Source organism: Phaeodactylibacter xiamenensis (assembly GCF_000759025.1).
Lineage (GTDB): Bacteria > Bacteroidota > Bacteroidia > Chitinophagales > Saprospiraceae > Phaeodactylibacter > Phaeodactylibacter xiamenensis.
In genome coordinates this window covers 47775-65570 of the sequence record NZ_JPOS01000026.1, presented here as the reverse complement: position 1 = coordinate 65570, position 17796 = coordinate 47775, and the positions used below count along the sequence as shown (strand labels likewise).

The 17796-nt window shown below is 53.3% G+C and carries 16 protein-coding genes; 15 read left to right on the top strand and 1 reads right to left on the bottom strand.

What is annotated here, in order from left to right:
• Nucleotides 1-64: 64 nt before the first annotated feature.
• On the bottom strand, nt 65-472 hold the full coding sequence (locus tag IX84_RS11085) for a 6-pyruvoyl trahydropterin synthase family protein (protein WP_044220199.1): 408 nt from the start codon (nt 470-472) through the stop codon (nt 65-67).
• A gap of 168 nt (nt 473-640) precedes the next feature.
• Between IX84_RS11085 and IX84_RS11075 the strand changes: the two genes are divergently transcribed.
• From IX84_RS11075 to IX84_RS11005, 15 genes are all read left to right on the top strand, one after another.
• The gene (locus IX84_RS11075; protein WP_044220194.1) at nt 641-1114 is read left to right on the top strand and encodes a glutathione peroxidase; all 474 of its coding nucleotides are present in this window, start codon (nt 641-643) and stop codon (nt 1112-1114) included.
• 39 nt (nt 1115-1153) lie between these two features.
• On the top strand, nt 1154-2302 hold the full coding sequence (locus IX84_RS11070; protein ID WP_044220192.1) for a DNA polymerase III subunit: 1149 nt from the start codon (nt 1154-1156) through the stop codon (nt 2300-2302).
• Nucleotides 2303-2342: 40 nt separating this feature from the next.
• Entirely contained in the window at nt 2343-3719 is a 1377-nt protein-coding gene (locus IX84_RS11065; protein WP_044220189.1) for a PSP1 domain-containing protein, read from the top strand.
• 123 nt (nt 3720-3842) lie between these two features.
• Nucleotides 3843-5246 carry a dihydrolipoyl dehydrogenase gene (gene lpdA / locus IX84_RS11060; RefSeq protein WP_044220186.1) on the top strand — a complete coding sequence of 468 codons (1404 nt, stop codon included), beginning with the start codon at nt 3843-3845 and terminating at the stop codon, nt 5244-5246.
• 253 nt (nt 5247-5499) lie between these two features.
• Nucleotides 5500-6702 (top strand): molybdopterin molybdotransferase MoeA, encoded by a 1203-nt coding sequence (locus IX84_RS11055; RefSeq protein ID WP_044220183.1) that lies wholly within the window; start codon nt 5500-5502, stop codon nt 6700-6702.
• 12 nt (nt 6703-6714) lie between these two features.
• Nucleotides 6715-7194: a cyclic pyranopterin monophosphate synthase MoaC gene (moaC, locus tag IX84_RS11050; protein WP_044220179.1), complete on the top strand. Its 480-nt coding sequence runs from the start codon at nt 6715-6717 to the stop codon at nt 7192-7194.
• Between the two features lie 73 nt (nt 7195-7267).
• A complete protein-coding gene (locus IX84_RS32430; RefSeq protein WP_081968709.1) occupies nt 7268-8431 on the top strand; it encodes an NTP transferase domain-containing protein in 1164 nt (387 codons plus the stop codon).
• Nucleotides 8432-9106: a molybdate ABC transporter permease subunit gene (modB, locus tag IX84_RS11040; RefSeq protein WP_044220178.1), complete on the top strand. Its 675-nt coding sequence runs from the start codon at nt 8432-8434 to the stop codon at nt 9104-9106. It begins immediately after the preceding gene.
• A 3-nt stretch (nt 9107-9109) separates the two neighbouring features.
• Nucleotides 9110-9982 carry a sulfate/molybdate ABC transporter ATP-binding protein gene (locus tag IX84_RS11035; protein WP_044220175.1) on the top strand — a complete coding sequence of 291 codons (873 nt, stop codon included), beginning with the start codon at nt 9110-9112 and terminating at the stop codon, nt 9980-9982.
• A 398-nt stretch (nt 9983-10380) separates the two neighbouring features.
• The gene (locus IX84_RS30930; RefSeq protein WP_160213727.1) at nt 10381-12528 is read left to right on the top strand and encodes a DUF6089 family protein; all 2148 of its coding nucleotides are present in this window, start codon (nt 10381-10383) and stop codon (nt 12526-12528) included.
• Between the two features lie 144 nt (nt 12529-12672).
• On the top strand, nt 12673-14061 hold the full coding sequence (gene mnmE / locus IX84_RS11025; protein ID WP_044220173.1) for a tRNA uridine-5-carboxymethylaminomethyl(34) synthesis GTPase MnmE: 1389 nt from the start codon (nt 12673-12675) through the stop codon (nt 14059-14061).
• Nucleotides 14062-14331: 270 nt separating this feature from the next.
• Nucleotides 14332-14703 (top strand): helix-turn-helix domain-containing protein, encoded by a 372-nt coding sequence (locus tag IX84_RS11020; protein ID WP_044220170.1) that lies wholly within the window; start codon nt 14332-14334, stop codon nt 14701-14703.
• A 5-nt stretch (nt 14704-14708) separates the two neighbouring features.
• Nucleotides 14709-15047 (top strand): helix-turn-helix domain-containing protein, encoded by a 339-nt coding sequence (locus IX84_RS11015; protein WP_044220166.1) that lies wholly within the window; start codon nt 14709-14711, stop codon nt 15045-15047.
• Complete coding sequence (locus tag IX84_RS11010; RefSeq protein ID WP_044220163.1) at nt 15044-16174, top strand: site-specific integrase; 1131 nt, start codon at nt 15044-15046, stop codon at nt 16172-16174. Before IX84_RS11015 ends, IX84_RS11010 begins: the two co-directional genes overlap by 4 nt.
• Nucleotides 16175-16335: 161 nt before the next feature.
• Complete coding sequence (locus IX84_RS11005; protein WP_044220161.1) at nt 16336-17736, top strand: hypothetical protein; 1401 nt, start codon at nt 16336-16338, stop codon at nt 17734-17736.
• Nucleotides 17737-17796: the final 60 nt, after the last annotated feature.

Here is a 17796-nt window from a genome sequence, read left to right as displayed (position 1 = left end):
TAGGGCGTTCTGCCCGCCTTCGCAAGGCTACGGCGGACGTAGTAAAAGACCACCCTAACCAGCATTACGCCGGATACTCCACATAATTCCGCGGCGTCTCATACAGGCGCACGCCGATATCATATTGCTCATCCAGGTGCTCACGCAGGATTTGCCAGATCACATAACAGATATTTTCGGCAGTAGGATTGAGGTTTTTGAACTCCTCCGTATCCAGATTCAGGTTTTTATGGTCGAAGCGCCGCTCGATTTGCTCTTTGATGATGTCCTTGAGCACCTTCAGATCGATCAGGTAGCCCGTCACGGGGTCTACTTCTCCGCTTACCTTGACCTCCAGTTCATAATTATGGCCGTGGTAATTGGGGTTATTGCACAGCCCGAAGACCTCCTGATTCTTCTCATCGCTCCAGTTGGGATTGTACAGCCGGTGGGCGGCATTGAAGTGGGCGCGACGGAAAACAGCTACTCTCATGCTTGATTTGGATTAGATTCGCCTACCACAACAAAAAAGGGCAGGCTTGGTTGGAAAAAGACCGGGAAGTTCTCCGCTATGCCAAGCGAAAAGACACGCAAACCTTTTCAATCCTCCCCAAAAAGCGTAATTTAGCCCACATTATTAATACGCTGAACAGCAAATACCGTGAGGCATTTTCACACCTTTAAGGTGGATAGCATCAGTGGACAACAGATCGACTTTTCCGAATTTTCGGGAAAGAAAATCATAGTAGTTAATGTTGCTTCGGAATGCGGCTACACCCCGCAGTACCAGCAACTTCAGGAATTATACGACGAATTCAACGATAAACTGGTCGTTATCGGCTTCCCCTGCAACGATTTTGGAGGGCAGGAGCCGGGCAGCGAAGCCGACATACAGGCTTTCTGCGACCGCAACTACGGGGTGACCTTCCCGATGACCGCCAAAATCGGCATCAAAAAGTCGCCCCACCCCATTTACCAATGGCTGCAGCACAAAGCCGAAAATGGCGTGCTCGACCACGCCGTACAATGGAACTTTCATAAATTCCTGATTGATGAAACCGGGCAGCTCCAAGCCGCCTACCCTTCTTCAGTCAGCCCGTTTGATGACCGTATACTTTCCTGGATAACCTCCTGATCCTCACCTTTTCTGCTCAGCGCTAAATCAGCATAAGGCATGCGCTTTAGCGACATCATAGGGCAGCCCGCAGTAAAAGACCGGCTCCGGCTTATGGCCAGTGGCGGCCGTATGCCCCATGCGCTGCTATTGCTCGGCCCCGAGGGTTCGGGTAAATTGGCGATGGCGATGGCCTTTGCGCAGTATGTGCTTTGTGCTAATCCCGACGGATCCGATGCGTGCGGGAAATGCCCCAGCTGCATCAAAGCCAGCAAACTCGTCCACCCTGACCTCCACTTTTCCTACCCTACGGTAGGCAGCAAGATGACAAGTGAAGCCTTTCTGCCGCAGTGGCGATCGGCTGTAGCCGAAAACCCCTACCTCAATGCCAATGAATGGTTGCAGCACATCGGTGCGGAGAACAAACAGGGCAATATCACCAAAGAGGAGTGCGTAAACATCATCCGCAAGCTCAGCCTGAAGACCTTTGAAAGCACCCACAAAGTGCTCATCCTCTGGCTGCCGGAATACCTGGGCAAGGAAGGCAACCGCCTGCTCAAGCTCATCGAAGAGCCGCCCGAGCGCACCCTGTTTATACTGGTGGCCGAGCGGCAGGAACTCATTTTGAACACCATCCTCTCCCGCTGCCAGATTGTGAATGTGCGCGCCCTGAGCGATGAAGCCATTCAGCAGGGGCTGGTGCAAAGCGGGGTGGCGGAAGCACAAGCTGCCGGTATCGCCTACCTGGCCAATGGCAACTACAACGAAGCCCTGAAACTGGCTCAACATAACGAAAACGACCACGCCCGGCTATTTTTGCAGTGGATGCGCAATGGCTATCAGGGCAACCCCGTTAAAATGGTCAAATGGTCGGAAGACTTTGCCGGGCAAGGCAGAGAAAACCAAAAGCATTTCCTGCAGTACGCCCTGCACTTCCTCCGGGAAATCACCCTGCTCATCGCAGCAGGCCCCGGGGTGAAGGTACGGCTGCAAAACCAGGAGTTAGAGTCGGCCAAAAAGATGGCCGGCGTGATGGACCTCGATCAGGCAGAACAGCTGATGCAACTCTTCAGCGACTGCATCTTTGCGGTAGAGCGCAATGCCAATCCCAAAGTGCTCTTCCTCGATGCGTCTATACAAATGAACCATATCCTAAAACGAAAGCAACCGGACACCTACAAGGGCCTGAGCGCCCAACGGCTGTATTAGCCTGTGAGGCGTCCGTTCATATAAATTGACAATTGACATTATGGGATGTACAGGATGTACGACATGCGGCACAGGCACCCCAAACGGCTGCAAAAGCAATGGCGGCTGCGCTACCGGGGGCTGTAACCGACTCAATACCTACGACTGGCTTTCGAGCATGGACGTCGTGGATACCGACCCTTTCGATATCGTGGAAGTCAGCTTCAAAAACGGTGCGCACAAAGGGTTTTACCGCAACCAGGACCACACCCGCTCTATTACCGGCGATGATGTGGTGGTGGAGACCGGCACCGGGCTCGACGTCGGCAGGATTACCCTGTCGGGAGAGCTGGTGCGCCTACAGATGAAGAAAAAGAAGACCTCCGAAAAGGATGTCCTCCACAAGATCATCCGCAAAGCCAATGAGCGGGACCTGGAGCGCCTGGCAGAAGCCCGTAGCCTCGAAATGACGACCATGGTCCGCGCCCGCGCCATTGCCCGCAACCTCAAGCTCGATATGAAAATAGGCGATGTGGAGTATCAGGGTGACAAGCGCAAGGCCACCTTTTACTACACGGCCGACGGGCGGGTCGATTTCCGGGAGCTCATCCGGCACTATGCCAAGGAGTTCCGGGTGAAGATTGAAATGCGGCAGATTGGTGCCCGACAGGAATCTGCCCGTATTGGCGGACTGGGGTCCTGCGGGCGGGAACTATGCTGCTCCACCTGGTTGACGGATTTTAAATCTGTCACCACCGCTGCTGCCCGCTACCAAAACCTGGCGATCAATCAGTCCAAGCTATCCGGCATGTGCGGCCGCCTGAAGTGCTGCCTCAATTATGAACTGGATACCTATCTCGATGCCCTGCAGCAGTTCCCCAAAAACGCTGATAAACTGCAGACGGAAGCAGGTACAGCTATACTCGTTAAGACGGATATCTTCAAAGGGCTCATGTACTATGCCTATCAGAAAGATTCCGGCCGGGGAAAGCTCTACACCCTTGAGGCCAGCCGCGTGAAGGACATCAAAGCCATGAACCGGAAAGGCGAAAAACCCGCTGACCTGGTCAGCCTGCAGGTCATCTTCGAGGCCGATAGTGAGGAAGAGGTCGATATGGGCTTTGAAGACGTAACTGGCGTAATAGAATTACCAGAGGAAAAGCGTTCCAAAAAGCGCCGAAAGAATAAGAAAAAGCCGGGCAACCGGGGCAAAGGCGGCAACAGCACCTCCAGGGGAAGCAACAACAGCCAGGCACAAAACAAGAGCAGCCAGGACAAAGGCAGCAACAGCTCCGGCAAGAAGGGCGATGATAAAGGCAGCCAGGATAATAAAAAAGGCGATGGCAAGAGCCGTTCACGCAACCGCCGCCGCAAAGGCGGACGAGGCCGTGGCAATAACAACAATAACGGGAAAAAGGGGGATGGTGATAAGTCCTAAGGCTGGTATAGGCTTAACTTGTGCCCGTACATTTACAAATTTTACAAACCATTGATGGGGTTGACGCTTTTTTGATCAACCCATCAGGGTTACCTTTGGTATTCATTGATAAAAAACGACGCCATGAAATACGATGTTACCGTAATCGGCTCCGGGCCGGGCGGTTATGTGGCAGCCATCCGGGCTGCACAGTTAGGGAAAAAGACAGCTATCATCGAGCGCTACAACAGCCTCGGTGGCACCTGCCTCAATGTAGGGTGTATCCCTTCCAAGGCCCTGCTCGACTCCTCTGAGCACTACCACAATGCCAGGGAAAAATTTGAGCAGCACGGCATTGAGCTCAAGAGCCTCAAGGTCAATATGCCGCAAATGATCAACCGCAAAAATGAAGTGGTTGCCCAAACGGTCAAAGGCGTGGAGTTTCTGATGAAAAAGAACAAAATCGACGTTTACCACGGGCATGGCTCTTTTGTGGATAAGCATACCGTAAGCATTGCGAAAGAAGATGGCTCCAGTGAGGAAATCACCTCGGACAAGATCATCATCGCAACGGGCTCCAAGCCCATCGTACCAGCCGCTTTCAACTATGACAAAGAGCGGGTCATTACCTCTACCGAAGCCCTCAATATCGATGAAGTGCCTAAGCGCATGGTACTCGTAGGCGGTGGCGTCATCGGGCTGGAGCTGGGCTCTGTTTTTGCCCGCCTGGGCACTGAAGTGGAAGTCGTGGAGTTCATGGACCGCATCCTGCCCACTATGGACAAGGACTGCGGCAAGGAGCTGATGCGCGCGCTGAAGAAAATCGGCGTAAAATTCCACCTCAAGCATAAGGTGAGCGATGTCAAAGTCAACAAAAAGAGCGTAACCGTAACGGTGGAGAAGCGGGACGCTGAAGAAACCTTCACCATCAACGCAGACTACTGCCTGGTCGCTATTGGCCGCCACGCCTACACCGACAAGCTGGGGCTCGAAAACGCAGGTATCCAAACCGACGACCGCGGCCGTATCGAGGTAGACGACCACCTGAAGACCAACATAGACAACATCTACGCCATTGGTGATGTCATCCGCGGGGCCATGCTTGCCCACAAAGCTGAAGAGGAAGGCGTATTCGTCGCCGAAGTCATTGCCGGTGAAAAGCCGCACATCGACTACAACCTCATCCCGGGTGTGGTCTATACCTGGCCGGAGGTAGCAAGCGTTGGGCAGACTGAAGAACAGCTCAAGGAAGCAGGCATCCCCTACAAGTCCGGCAAATTCCCATTCAAGGCACTGGGACGGGCACGGGCAAGCACCGACACCGAGGGCATGGTGAAAATCCTGGCCCACAAGGAGACCGATGAGGTTCTTGGCGTGCATATGGTCGGCCCACGTACCGCCGATATGATTGCCGAAGCGGTGACGGCTATGGAATTCCGGGCTTCCGCTGAGGACATCGCACGGATGAGCCACGCCCACCCCACTTACACCGAAGCGACTAAGGAAGCGGCACTGGCAGCTACGGCTGACCGGGCCTTGCATGTATAAATCCTTCCTGTCAGATACAATGAGCGGGAGCAGGCATAAGGTGCCTGTTCCCGCTTTTCTTTTGGCAGGGCCTGAAAGTCTGGAGCGTCCATAACAAATTGCACTTTTTGAATAGCCTGGCAGTATTTGCTGTTTGCCTCTTGGATAAGCTGGAGCAGAGCGGGAAGTTCTACCCCAGCAGGCACAGTCTTTAGCCCATGCCTAAACCCCACCCTCACTTAATCTGTTAGACAGTCATCTAATCAATAAGACCATGATCGATATACAGGAGGCCACGCAGCTGGTCCTCAGCCGAAAACGGGATTTTGGGACAGAAAAGCGGCCCCTCGAGCAATGCAGTGGGCGCGTGCTTCGACAGGATATTCGTGCCGACCGCGACTTCCCTCCCTTCACCCGGGTTACGATGGACGGTATTGCCATTCAATGGGCAGCGTATGAGAAAGGGCAACGCCGCTTTCCTGTGGAGGGCATACAGGCTGCCGGTAGCCCACAGCTGAGGCTAATGGATGCAGGTAGTTGCCTGGAAGTGATGACTGGCGCGGTCTTACCAGAAAACACAGACACAGTCATCCGCTATGAAGACCTTCAAATTGAAGAAGGGCAGGCGCAAATCATACCGGAGGCCAAAGTCAAAGCATACCAAAATGCGCACGGGCAGGGTACCGACCGTCAGGCAGGCGATCTTATTGTAGCCTCCGGTGCCGTGCTGTCTCCGGCCGAGATTGGCGTTGCGGCTACGGTAGGGCTGCCCGAGCTCGAAGTCGCCTGCATGCCCAAAGCCGTGATTGTGTCCACCGGAGATGAGCTCGTGCCGGTGGCAAGCAGGCCCGAGCCCCACCAGATCCGGACCTCCAACTCCCACACCATACAGATGGCCCTGTCCCGCTGGGGTGTCCCCGCAGACCGTCTCCACATTGACGACGAGCTGGAAGCCACAAAGACAGCACTGGGAAACTGCATCCAAAATTACGACATCATTCTGCTGAGCGGTGGCGTTTCCAAAGGCAAGTACGATTATGTGCCGGCCGCACTGGAAGCGCTTGGCGCAAAGAAGCATTTCCATAAGGTGAAACAGCGCCCAGGCAAGCCGTTCTGGTTCGGAGAAGTGGAAGGGCAATGCACCATTTTTGCACTGCCGGGCAACCCCGTTTCCTCTTTCATGTGCACACAGCGCTACGTACGCCCCTGGCTGCGCGTCAATCTGGGGCTGGAGCCTATGGGTTATGCTCATGCCGTGCTGGCCGAGGATTTCCACTTCAAGCCCGACCTGACGTATTTCCTGCAGGTCAAAACGCACTACGATGCCGCTACCGGCCGCCTCATGGCTCAGCCCGTGGAAGGCCACGGCTCCGGCGACCTGGCTAACCTCGCGGACGCTAATGCATTCCTGGAATTGCCCCGTGGGCGCAACGACTACGCCGCCGGGGAAGTCTTTCCACTGATTTTTTACCGTTAAACCAAGATCACAATGAGCACATTTACGCACCTTGATGCCGAAGGCAATCCCAATATGGTAGACGTTGGCACAAAAAAAGTCAGTCGCCGCACCGCCCGCGCCCGTTCCATAGTCGTGCTGGGCGATGAGATCATGGATCAGCTGGAGGGACAGGAACTGCATACGAAGAAAGGGCCTGTGTTCCAGACCGCTGTCCTGGCTGGCATCATGGCCTCCAAAAAAACCGGCGAGCTTATCCCCCTCTGCCATCCGCTGGGACTGGACAACTGCGAGGTCCATATACAGGTGAATGAGCAGCGCGAAGTGGTCATCGACTGCACGGCCCGTATCACGGCCAAGACAGGCGTGGAGATGGAAGCCCTGACTGGCGCTACCGTAGCCGCCCTCACGGTATATGACATGTGCAAGGCTTTCTCCCATGATATCGTCATCAAAGAGACCAAGCTCATGGAAAAGACCGGCGGAAAGCGGGATTTTAAGCGCCCCGGGTAATTGGGGTTTGCCACGCTTTTACTACATTGAGCATTGCGAATTTTGAAACCGGCAGTTTACAAACCTCTATGTCATGGCCAATTCAGAGAAGAAGCACCAAAAACACACCAAGCTTGCCCGCCCGGCAATCGGGGAATTCCATCGCAATGAGTGGGCTATACTGGGTACGCCCTGTGGCAACATTCAGCAGCTGGCCTATGCCATTATCGACCGGTTGAGCGAAGTTTACAACGTAGGGTATGTCGACGCCGACCATGCCCACGGCGACGATGAGCCCTCCTACAACGGGGCGATGGCGCACGGTGCCTGCCTGAATTATACAGACAAAATCCACTATCACCGCTTTGATCAGAAAGCGGAGCTGGGCACCCATCAGTTCCGGTGGCGCTTCAACGATCAGGATGCGGTCATCGTCAATGGCAACCACTTCAAAGCCAAACGGCAGATTGTGGTTATTGACCCCCGAAAAGAAGATTCGCTCCGGCGCAAGCTCGACCGGCTGACTGATGTAAGGCTCGTGCTGCTGGCAGAGGGCGTCAAGGAGCCCTATCCCTGGCTACGGGAAGCGCTGGAAGGCTTCAGCAACATCCCTCAAATGAAGCTGGAGGACCATGCCGGTATCCCGCTTTTTGTAGAAAAAGAGCTCAATGCCTCTGCCCCGCCCCTGTACGGGCTGGTGCTGGCAGGCGGTAAAAGCGAGCGCATGGGCGAAGACAAAGGCCTGATTGAGTACCACGGCCGGCCACAGCGCGACCACGTTGCCGACCTTATCGGGCATTACTGCAAGGAAACCTTTCTGTCCTGCCGCCCCGATCAGGCCGAAGCCTTGAAAAATCCCCTTACCGACACCTTCACCGGGCTGGGCCCCTTTGGTGGCATCCTCTCTGCCTTTCGGCAAAATCCGGATGCAGCCTGGCTGGTGGTCGCCTGTGACCTGCCCCTGTTGGATGACGCCACGCTTTCCCAACTGGTCGGCTACCGCAATGTGTCCAAAGCAGCTACCGCATTCAACAGCCCGGTTACCGAGTTTCCGGAGCCCCTGATCACGATCTGGGAGCCCCGCGCCTATCCCATTTTGCTGCAATTCCTGGCCCAGGGCTACTCCTGCCCGCGCAAGGTCCTCATCAATTCCAATGTAGAACTGCTGAATGCCGAAAACCCGGAGGCGCTGAGGAATGTCAACAGCCCGGAAGAGCGGGAGGAAGTCCTGAACATCATCAAAGAAAAGACCGCATAGATGGACAGCGGATTTGCGCAAACCCTGTTGCTCACCTTTCAGTTGGCGGCGGTTACGACTGTGCTGCTGCTGTTCATAGGGGTGCCGCTTGCTTTTTTGCTATCCCGCACCCAAAGCCGTTTCAAGCCTATTTTGGAAGCCCTCATCAGTATGCCGCTGGTGCTGCCGCCTACAGTACTGGGCTTTTACCTGCTGCTCGCTTTCAGCCCGCGCTCGGCACTGGGCAACTGGCTGGTGGAAACAGCCAATATCCGCCTGGTCTTTTCCTTTGCCGGGCTGGTCATAGGCTCGCTGATCTACAGCCTGCCCTTCATGGTGCAGCCCATTCAGTCGGGATTTGAAAGCCTGCCCAAGCACCTGCGGGAAGCCTCTTACAGCCTCGGTAAGTCGGTCTGGCAAACTCTGCTGCGGGTGGAGTTGCCGAATATCAAACCGGCAGTACTGACCGGCATTGTGCTCGCTTTTGCACACACCGTAGGTGAATTTGGCGTCATCCTGATGATCGGCGGCAACATCCCCGGAGAGACCCGGGTCGCCTCCATCGCCATTTACGATGAAGTGGAAGCACTGAACTACGGTATGGCCAATCAGTACGCGCTGGTGCTGGTGCTATTTGCCTTTACCATCCTGGCCCTTGTTTATACCATCAACCGCCGAATGCTCCGAACGGCATAGCTTATGATTCAGACCTCACTACGCAAAGCCCTGCACGCGGCCACAGGCCCCATGACATTGGATATCCAACTGGATATTCTGACTGGGGAATTTCTGGCCATCACCGGAGCTTCGGGGAGTGGAAAAACCACCCTGCTGCGCCTCATGGCAGGGCTGGAAAAGCCCGAGGAGGGACGCATTCTGGTGGATGATACGGTCTGGCTGGACTCCGCCCGGGGTATCCAACTGCCTATACAAGAGCGGAAAGTTGGCTTGGTTTTTCAGGAATACGCCCTCTTTCCCAACATGACAGTACGCGAAAACCTGGAATACGGGCTGGGCAAAGGACAATCGAAAGTCATCATCGATGAGCTGATCGGCATCACAGAACTGGAGCAATTGCTCGGCCGTTATCCGGCCAAATTATCAGGTGGGCAACAACAACGGGTCGCCCTGGCCCGGGCGCTGGTCCGCCGTCCCAAGCTCCTCTTACTGGACGAACCGCTTTCCGCCCTGGATAACCGTATGCGGGAGCGGCTGCAGAACTACATCCTGAAGGTCCATCAGGCCTTCTCCCTCACCACGCTGCTCGTCAGCCATGACCACCGGGAGATTTTCAAACTTGCCGACCGGGTTATCTCTCTCAGGCAGGGCAAGATTTCTCAGCCCGACCTGCCGGAAACCGTTCGGTATGCGAATGTTAGCGATGGAACGTTCAGGCTGAGCGGAGAAGTACTGCAACTGGAAGAGGCCGGCAGTGGATTTTCCGTCAGCGTTCTTATTGGCACTAATGTCTTGCGCGTACCGGCAACGATGGAGGACCTGCGACGCCTGCAGCCCGGTGACCGGGTAGAGGTACTCGTCGACGCGCAGCATGCAATGTTAATCAAAGCCTGATAGCCCCATTCTTCTGTTTGAAAAACCACTTCGCATCGTTTTATTTTTCCATATAAAAAATCTACATTTGTGGAGCATACAATCAGCAATCGAGCTTAAGCATTTGTAACTTTTAAAATGCTTAGTCGTAATTAGTCTATCCATCGCCGCTACTCTTACAAAATAAACCACGCCCCATTCCAAGCCTACAAGACGCTGGTAGTGTAACTGGTGAAGCAGCGCTACCAAAAAACAGGTGACTTCCCCCCGTTACCCCCTGTACCGTAATTCCATTAACTAACTACTTTGCTAAAGTAAGCGGATCACCTATGCAAAGAATTCAAACTCCCAACCCCAACCGATTTCTTCCCCTTCTGCGTGTTGCCAGCCTTAGCAAAGGCACAACACTTTTCAACACTATGAAACATTTTTTCTCTTTAAAAGCACTAATCATGGGTGCCTTTTTGGTGGCTGTTTTGCAGCTACAGGCACAGGAAGCAAACCGCAACGAAGCCACACCCGAAGAAGCATTTACCGTCCACAATTATGCGCCCTGGGAAGTGGGGCTGTTTGCCGGGGCTGCGAATGCTTACGGCGATCTTGTCGACACCCGTTTTATTCAATTCAACCGTACTAACCTGGCTTACGGCGGCTTCATCCGTTACAATGCCAGCCGCAATCTGAGTATCCGCGCCAGCTACCTTCGCGGCAAGCTGGAAGGGTCTGATATGGATTCTGAAGAGCTTGCGCAGCGCGGGCTCAGCTTTGAGTCCACGATCAACGAAATTGCAGTCGTTGGGCAGTGGGATTTCTGGGGCCACAAACGGTACGGTGACCGGGGCGGGTTCAGCCGGACCATCTCGCCCTATGCCTTCGCCGGGTTTGGCGTGGGCATGACAGACCTTACCACCGATTATTCCAGCGTCATGGGAGATCCGGCTATGGAAGAAAAGGCAGCACGGGACCAGCAAAACACGACGAACACACAGGTAGCCTTTCCCCTTGGCGTGGGCGTCAATATGGACCTAAGCGAACGTTTACTGTTCTCCTTCGAGTTTGGCTTCCGCCCTGTCTTCAACGACTACCTCGACGGCGTGAGCGCCATTGGCAACCCCAACCGCAACGACTTGTATAGCATGGCTGGTGCCAGTATTGCATACCGTATGACCGGACAGGACAAGGACAGCGATGGCTTTCCGGACCACAAAGACCCCTGCCCCGATAGCTGGGGCTCTGAAGAAAACCTGGGGTGCCCGGACAGCGATGGAGATGGCATTGCCGACCGCCTTGATGATTGCCCGGATATGGAAGGCCCCGGAGCAACAAAAGGATGTCCGGATATGGACGAAGACGGCGTTCCTGATCATGAAGACGAGTGCCCAAGAATCCCTGGCTCCAAAGCCACCAATGGTTGTGCCGATTCCGATGGAGATGGCATACTGGATTCCGTGGATGACTGCCCGACCATTGCTGGCGTAGCAGAGTTCAATGGCTGCCGGGATACCGATGGGGATGGGCTGCCCGATTCCAAAGACCGCTGCCCGTATGAAAAAGGAGCTCTAAAAGATGATGGCTGCCCTCCACCACCCGATCCCAACGACCCTACGGTAGACAGTGACGGAGATGGTGTACCCAACGTCGAAGACGAATGCCCATTCCTGCCCGGCGATCCGAACCTGAATGGCTGCAAGGATATCGACAAAGACGGCATTGCTGATCAGCACGACCAATGCCCCTACGAGAAAGGCACGCCCGAGCACAAAGGCTGCCCGGACCCCAATGATACCAACCTGGACTCGGATGGCGATGGTATTCCCAATGCTGAAGACCAGTGCCCGAGTATTCCTGGCACCAAAGCTTTCAATGGCTGCCGCGATAGCGATGGAGACAGCATCGGAGATGACAAAGACAAATGCCCGGATGAAAAAGGGCTGGCTAAGTACGAGGGTTGCCCAACGCCCGACCGGGACAAGGATGGCTTCCTCGATGCGGAAGACCGTTGCCCGGACCAACCCGGCACCATCCGGGGGTGCCCGGATACCGATGGCGATGGCTATGCCGACCACGAGGACCTTTGCCCGGAGAAGCCCGGTGAGGCAAAAGGCTGCCCGGATACCGACGAGGACGGGCTGACCGACGATATTGACGATTGCCCGCAGGTAGCCGGGCCGAAGAGCCGTCAGGGCTGCCCCGAACTCACTGATGAGGATTTGCAGTTGTTAGAAGCCGCTGTAGACAATATTACTTTCAACCAGGCGAGTTACAGTCTGCTGAGTTCTTCTCATCAGACTTTGGACCTAATCGCCGAACTGATGCAGCAATATCCCTCTTACCACCTCAGAATTGAAGGGCACACTGACAATCAGGGGGATCCGGAAGCGAACAAGCAGCTATCTCGGCTCCGGGCCAAAGCCTGCATGGAATACCTGCAGCAGCAAGGCATTAGTACGGACCGGATGACCTACAAAGGCTACGGAGGCGAAAAGCCCAGGGCTACGAACGACACCCAATCCGGCCGCCGCCGTAATCGCCGGGTAGAGTTCGACCTCTTTGACCCGAAAAACTAAGCTACTGCAAAGCAAACGATATAAGCAGCCCGCTTTGGCCCTTGCCGAGGCGGGCTGTTGTATTTACCGTTCTTATCCGTAAGTTGCCCGGTCTCCCAACCCAAAACGGCAGTCTGCTGTTGTTGAAATCAAATAGTATTATTCATGAGCCACCACCTTACGGATACGATTGTTGCATTAGCCACGCCCTCAGGCATAGGCGCCATCGGTGTTATTCGCCTCAGCGGACCAGACGCTATCCGGATTGCCAACAGCGTATTTCACGGAAAAGACCTGGAGCAACAGGCCTCGCACACTGTGCATTTCGGCACCATACACAATGATGAAGGCCGTATACTGGATGAGGTGCTGGCTACCGTGTTCGTTGCGCCCCGTTCCTATACCGGTGAAAATGTGGTTGAAGTCTCCTGCCACGGCTCCGACTACATCATACAGGAGCTGATGCAGTTATTTATTCAGAAAGGCGCCCGCACCGCCAACCCCGGGGAGTACACCCTGCGCGCCTTCCTCAACGGGCAGATGGACCTCAGTCAGGCCGAAGCGGTGGCCGATCTGATCGCCTCCTCCTCCAAATCCAGCCACGCCATTGCCATGCAGCAGATGCGCGGCGGCTTTTCGGATGAGATCAAAAAACTGCGGCAGGAATTAATTGACTTTGCCAGCCTAATCGAACTGGAACTCGACTTCTCGGAAGAAGACGTGGAATTTGCCGACCGTAGCAAGCTCGAAGCCCTGGTACAGCAGATACAGCGCATTATCAAAGCCCTGCTCGATTCCTTCCAACTGGGCAATGTGTTGAAAAACGGCGTCAGCACCGTCATTGCCGGCCGGCCCAACTCCGGGAAGTCCACACTCCTCAATGCCCTGCTCAACGAAGAGCGTGCCATCGTCAGCGAGATTGCCGGCACCACCCGCGACACCATTGAGGAGGTGCTTAATATCAAGGGCATACAGTTCCGTATCATCGACACTGCCGGCATCCGCGACGCCACGGATACCATAGAAGCCATCGGAGTAGAGAAGACGATGCAGAAAGTTCAGTCCAGCGCCTTGCTCGTCTACGTCTTCGATGTAGTGGACACCCAGCCCGAAGAAGTCCGCGCCGACCTGGAAAAACTCGTGCACGAAAACATCCACGTCCTGGTCGTCGCCAACAAAATGGACCTCAACCCCTACACCAAAAAAGAGCACTACTTCCCGGAAAACAGCACCGCCGACTACCACTGGGTCCCCGTCTCCGCCCTCAACAAGATGAACATCGACTACCTCAAGGAAAGCCTTCACGAGGCCGTCCTCTCCAAAAAGATCAATCTGGAGAGCACCATCGTAGCCAACGCCCGCCACTACGAGGCGCTGCAAAAGTCCTACGAAGACCTTGACCGCGTACTGCGGGGCTTATCCGCCGGCATCACTTCCGACTTCGTGGCGATGGATATCCGTGCGGCCCTGCACCATCTGGGGGAGATTACGGGAGAGATTAGTACGGATGATTTGTTGGGGAATATTTTTGGGCGGTTTTGTATCGGGAAGTAAAATCCGAAAATCAACGCCCACTCACCACCATTAATTAGCATTCAAGATACGCTTTTTCAACGATTTATGCAAATATATTCATTTGCCTGATATCACTCCCCTATGCCTGTTTTCGACTTCTTTTGTACCCCGTTTGTACCTATCGTTTGGGAATTTGTACCTATTTTAGCGATAGGTACAAATGGGAGAAATTATGGCACAATATGGCATACATAGACATACTATGACACAAATGGCACCCATTTGGGGGAAATTATAAAATCTGCATTTATGTCCTCAAACATACGCGTAACTAAAATCTGCGAACACTGTCAGGAGCCCTTCGAAGCGAAGACCACTGTGACCCGCTACTGTTCGCACACCTGCAACCGCCGGGCGTACAAAAAGCGCAAGCGGGAAGAGAAGCTCAAACAGGCCGCCAAACAGACGCAGGTACAAAAAACGGTGAGGCTGCCCGGCCCGGACGTTGACCTCGGCGTACTCCACCAGAAAGCCTTCCTAAACGTAGGCGAAGCCGCCCTGCTGATTGGCATAAGCAGACGTACGCTATACCGGCTGCTGGAAAGTGGCACCCTTCCAAAGCGTAAGCTCGGCACCCGTACGATCATACGCAGGGCTGATATTGATGAACTCATGAAGTAGGCCTTATGAAAACCGAACAGCATAGCAACTCCTTTACCCTCCCCCACTCCATATCACAGGAGCAGATTACCAATGCTGCAAAAGCCCTGGGGCTGCAACCGGCACTGCTCGCGACGATGCTCAAAGACTACGGGCTGATCCGATCGTACGGCCGTACAACCAATCAGGCGCAACTGAACCAGAAGCCCATCCTGACTGTCCTTGAGGCCTCCCGGCTGCTGGGCGTCAGCAAACGCACGATTTACCGGCTGCTCAAAGACGGCAGCCTCCCCTATCACAAAAACGAAGACCGTACGCTCCTCCTCAGAGCCGATATTGACCACCTCCTCAACCAAACGACATGAAAGTAACGCTCCGCAAGAAGAAGCTTAAAGGCAACCGCATCCGCTTGTACCTGGATTTTTACCCCGCTGTCCCCCATCCGGACACCGGGAAGCCCACCCGCCGGGAATTCCTAAAACTCTTTCTCTATCAGCGCCCACGGGACGAGGAAGAGCGCGAGCACAACCGGGAGACCAAACAGATGGCCAAAGCCATTTGCGCACAACGTCAGATTGAGCTGCAGCAAGGGAATTATGACTTTCTGGCGAAATACTTCGGGAACGAGGATTTCCTCAATTTCCTTAAAGCGCAAGTAGAACACCGCGAGAAAATCCAGCGGAATTACCAAAGCTGGCGCAGCACCTACCATTATCTTTACCGCTTCACAGAGGGCTTCCTCCCCTTAAAGAAAATCGACGTAAAATTCTGCAAATCCTTCCGCGAGTACATGCTGTCCACCCACTGCCTGAACAGTCAGCGCCCCTTAAAGCAAAACTCCGCCGCCGGCTACTTTGATGTCTTTAAGGAAGCCCTCGCCAAAGCAAACGAAGAAGGGCTGCTCAAAACCAATCCTGGATCCCGGGTAAAAAGCATCCCCTACGAGCAGACCGAGCGCGAGTTTCTCACCTTTGAAGAAGTCAAAGCCGTGGCCAAAGCCGAATGCCCGGACGAACGCCTTAAACGGGCAGCCTTGTTTTCAATTTTCACGGGTCTGCGCTTCGGGGACATCCGAGATTTAAAGTGGAAGGAAGTCCGGCACTCCGAAGCCAACGGGCACTTCCTGCGCTTCACCGTCAACAAGCCCAACCGGGTGGAAACACTTTTTATTTCCGATCAGGCGCGAAAAGTCATGGGCGAGCCCGGCGACCCGGAAGAGCAGGTCTTCAAGGGATTGAAGTACGGCAACCACATCACCCCCACCCTCAAAGCATGGATGCAAAATGCGGGCATCAACCGCCACATCACCTTCCATGCTTTTCGGCACACCTTCGCCACCTTACAGATCTCCTTCGGTACCGACATCTACGTCCTTAAAGACCTGCTGTCTCAGAAAAATGTACAAACCACTCAGATTTACGCCCGGGTGCTGGACCAGAAAAAGAAAGAAGCGACTGGTCGGATCCCGGAGGTGGATTTGGGGGAGGAGTGAGAATCTGAGTCCATTTGTGCACAACACGTACGCACTCGTTCAAGGACGTCCTAAAGGGTAACGAAACGTACTACCGTAATCACTCAATGTTGACATTTGGTGCTGAAAGTAAATAACATTTTTCCGGCATTAGCCGAAGCTTTTAAAACCAACATTCAGTTATGTACAGTAGTAGTGACATCTCCTGGAAAGAAATCCATACGCCCCAAATAAGTTACAATCTTGGTACAAGCCCCTTGTTCCTGTCCAGAGAAAACTTCGCATTTACTTTAAGCCAATCAAGTATTAGTTGTATCCCAGGGTTCTTAAACCTTCAAGAGCGAGACTACCCAGAGAACAGGAATTTTTTAGTCTTTTTGGATGAGATCATTTCAGAATTTCCTGAGTTATTTGAGCCCAAACGGGTTAATGCCGTAAAAACATGGCTTGAAGGGAAAGAAAGAGTACTAATGGAACCCGCTGGAACTGTTTTCCACTTAAGCGAAAACATTTCCGATAATCGGCAAGATATTCTTCTTGCTTGGGACACCTTCAAGAAGGACACTGATATTCAGAGACACTTCCGGGAGAAATACATCAGGAAGAAAGCTTGGCACGACTATTATAAAGTAAAGGGAGATATCGAAAAAGTGAAGCGTGCGGCATTAAGTATGGAGCTGGATAAGGTCTTCCTATCCGAAGAGTTTGAGTCTTTAGTACAACGAATTGAAAGTAAGCCCTTCGACATCTACCCACTTGCCATCTTATTTGTCGAAAAGGTGAATCTCATAGCGACCAATGACACTGAATGCTTCAATCCAATCAATCAAAAAGTAAAGGCGTATCTGGAACGCCGGAGTGCTCACCTGCACAACTCAATTAGGAAAGGTAATTTGAAGGCTATGTCGTCGTTTTATCGAGATTGGGTTGGGGAGCCCCTTAAGAGTACAGACCCTGACTTTCCTTTCTTTTTCGCCTACACGCCACGGCAGATATCAAGTAGGAATCTAGATTTCTTCCTCCAATATCAACTAAAAATATGCACTCATCCTTTTGTGAAATTGCTGGAGGATTCCATAGAAGACTACCCTAACTTATTTGAGCCAAAATCTATTCGAAGAGTCAGGGTTTGGATGGAAAGCAATGCTGAAAAATTAGCCAATCAGCGGAAGCAAACGGAAGGCTGGGGTCAGACTGTAACCCCAGAGGGGTACCATAAAGTCAAAGGGAACCTAAGCCCAAAAGAAATCAGTAAAAGGTTGATGGATTTTTACGAGAGGAAAGACCTAAATAATACGAAACCATTCCTATCAGAGGAAAGGGCTGAAAAACTTAGTAAACAGGGGCTATCTTATCCCGTAAATGAGCCCGCAATAAAACCTTTTAAGCTACATTTTGAGCATGGTGGCATGACCAGGTTCTATGAACTGATGTACGAGATATACGAAAGTCACCGGCCAAACACGAGCACTAAGTCTGGCTATAAGAGGCAGTTTGCAAAATTCCTCAAACATAATTTTGAAAACTTTGAGGGAAAACCGTTGGAAACAATTATGCGTGATTTACGTAAAATCTCTAAATAGCGCAACCAAGACCCCATAGACGACCTACTATCCTCCTATGAATATTTCAGGCATTGCCAA

Bases quoted from the DNA above. Each gene is read 5' to 3' on its own strand.
- lpdA (WP_044220186.1), top strand. From the start codon at position 3,843: ATGAAATACGATGTTACCGTAATCGGCTCCGGGCCGGGCGGTTATGTG.
- IX84_RS30930 (WP_160213727.1), top strand. From the start codon at position 10,381: ATGAAACATTTTTTCTCTTTAAAAGCACTAATCATGGGTGCCTTTTTG.
- IX84_RS11055 (WP_044220183.1), top strand. From the start codon at position 5,500: ATGATCGATATACAGGAGGCCACGCAGCTGGTCCTCAGCCGAAAACGG.
- IX84_RS11070 (WP_044220192.1), top strand. From the start codon at position 1,154: ATGCGCTTTAGCGACATCATAGGGCAGCCCGCAGTAAAAGACCGGCTC.
- IX84_RS11015 (WP_044220166.1), top strand. From the start codon at position 14,709: ATGAAAACCGAACAGCATAGCAACTCCTTTACCCTCCCCCACTCCATA.
- IX84_RS11085 (WP_044220199.1), bottom strand. From the start codon at position 472: ATGAGAGTAGCTGTTTTCCGTCGCGCCCACTTCAATGCCGCCCACCGG.
- mnmE (WP_044220173.1), top strand. From the start codon at position 12,673: ATGAGCCACCACCTTACGGATACGATTGTTGCATTAGCCACGCCCTCA.
- modB (WP_044220178.1), top strand. From the start codon at position 8,432: ATGGACAGCGGATTTGCGCAAACCCTGTTGCTCACCTTTCAGTTGGCG.
- IX84_RS11065 (WP_044220189.1), top strand. From the start codon at position 2,343: ATGGGATGTACAGGATGTACGACATGCGGCACAGGCACCCCAAACGGC.
- IX84_RS11035 (WP_044220175.1), top strand. From the start codon at position 9,110: ATGATTCAGACCTCACTACGCAAAGCCCTGCACGCGGCCACAGGCCCC.
- IX84_RS32430 (WP_081968709.1), top strand. From the start codon at position 7,268: ATGGCCAATTCAGAGAAGAAGCACCAAAAACACACCAAGCTTGCCCGC.
- IX84_RS11010 (WP_044220163.1), top strand. From the start codon at position 15,044: ATGAAAGTAACGCTCCGCAAGAAGAAGCTTAAAGGCAACCGCATCCGC.
- IX84_RS11005 (WP_044220161.1), top strand. From the start codon at position 16,336: ATGTACAGTAGTAGTGACATCTCCTGGAAAGAAATCCATACGCCCCAA.
- IX84_RS11020 (WP_044220170.1), top strand. From the start codon at position 14,332: ATGTCCTCAAACATACGCGTAACTAAAATCTGCGAACACTGTCAGGAG.
- moaC (WP_044220179.1), top strand. From the start codon at position 6,715: ATGAGCACATTTACGCACCTTGATGCCGAAGGCAATCCCAATATGGTA.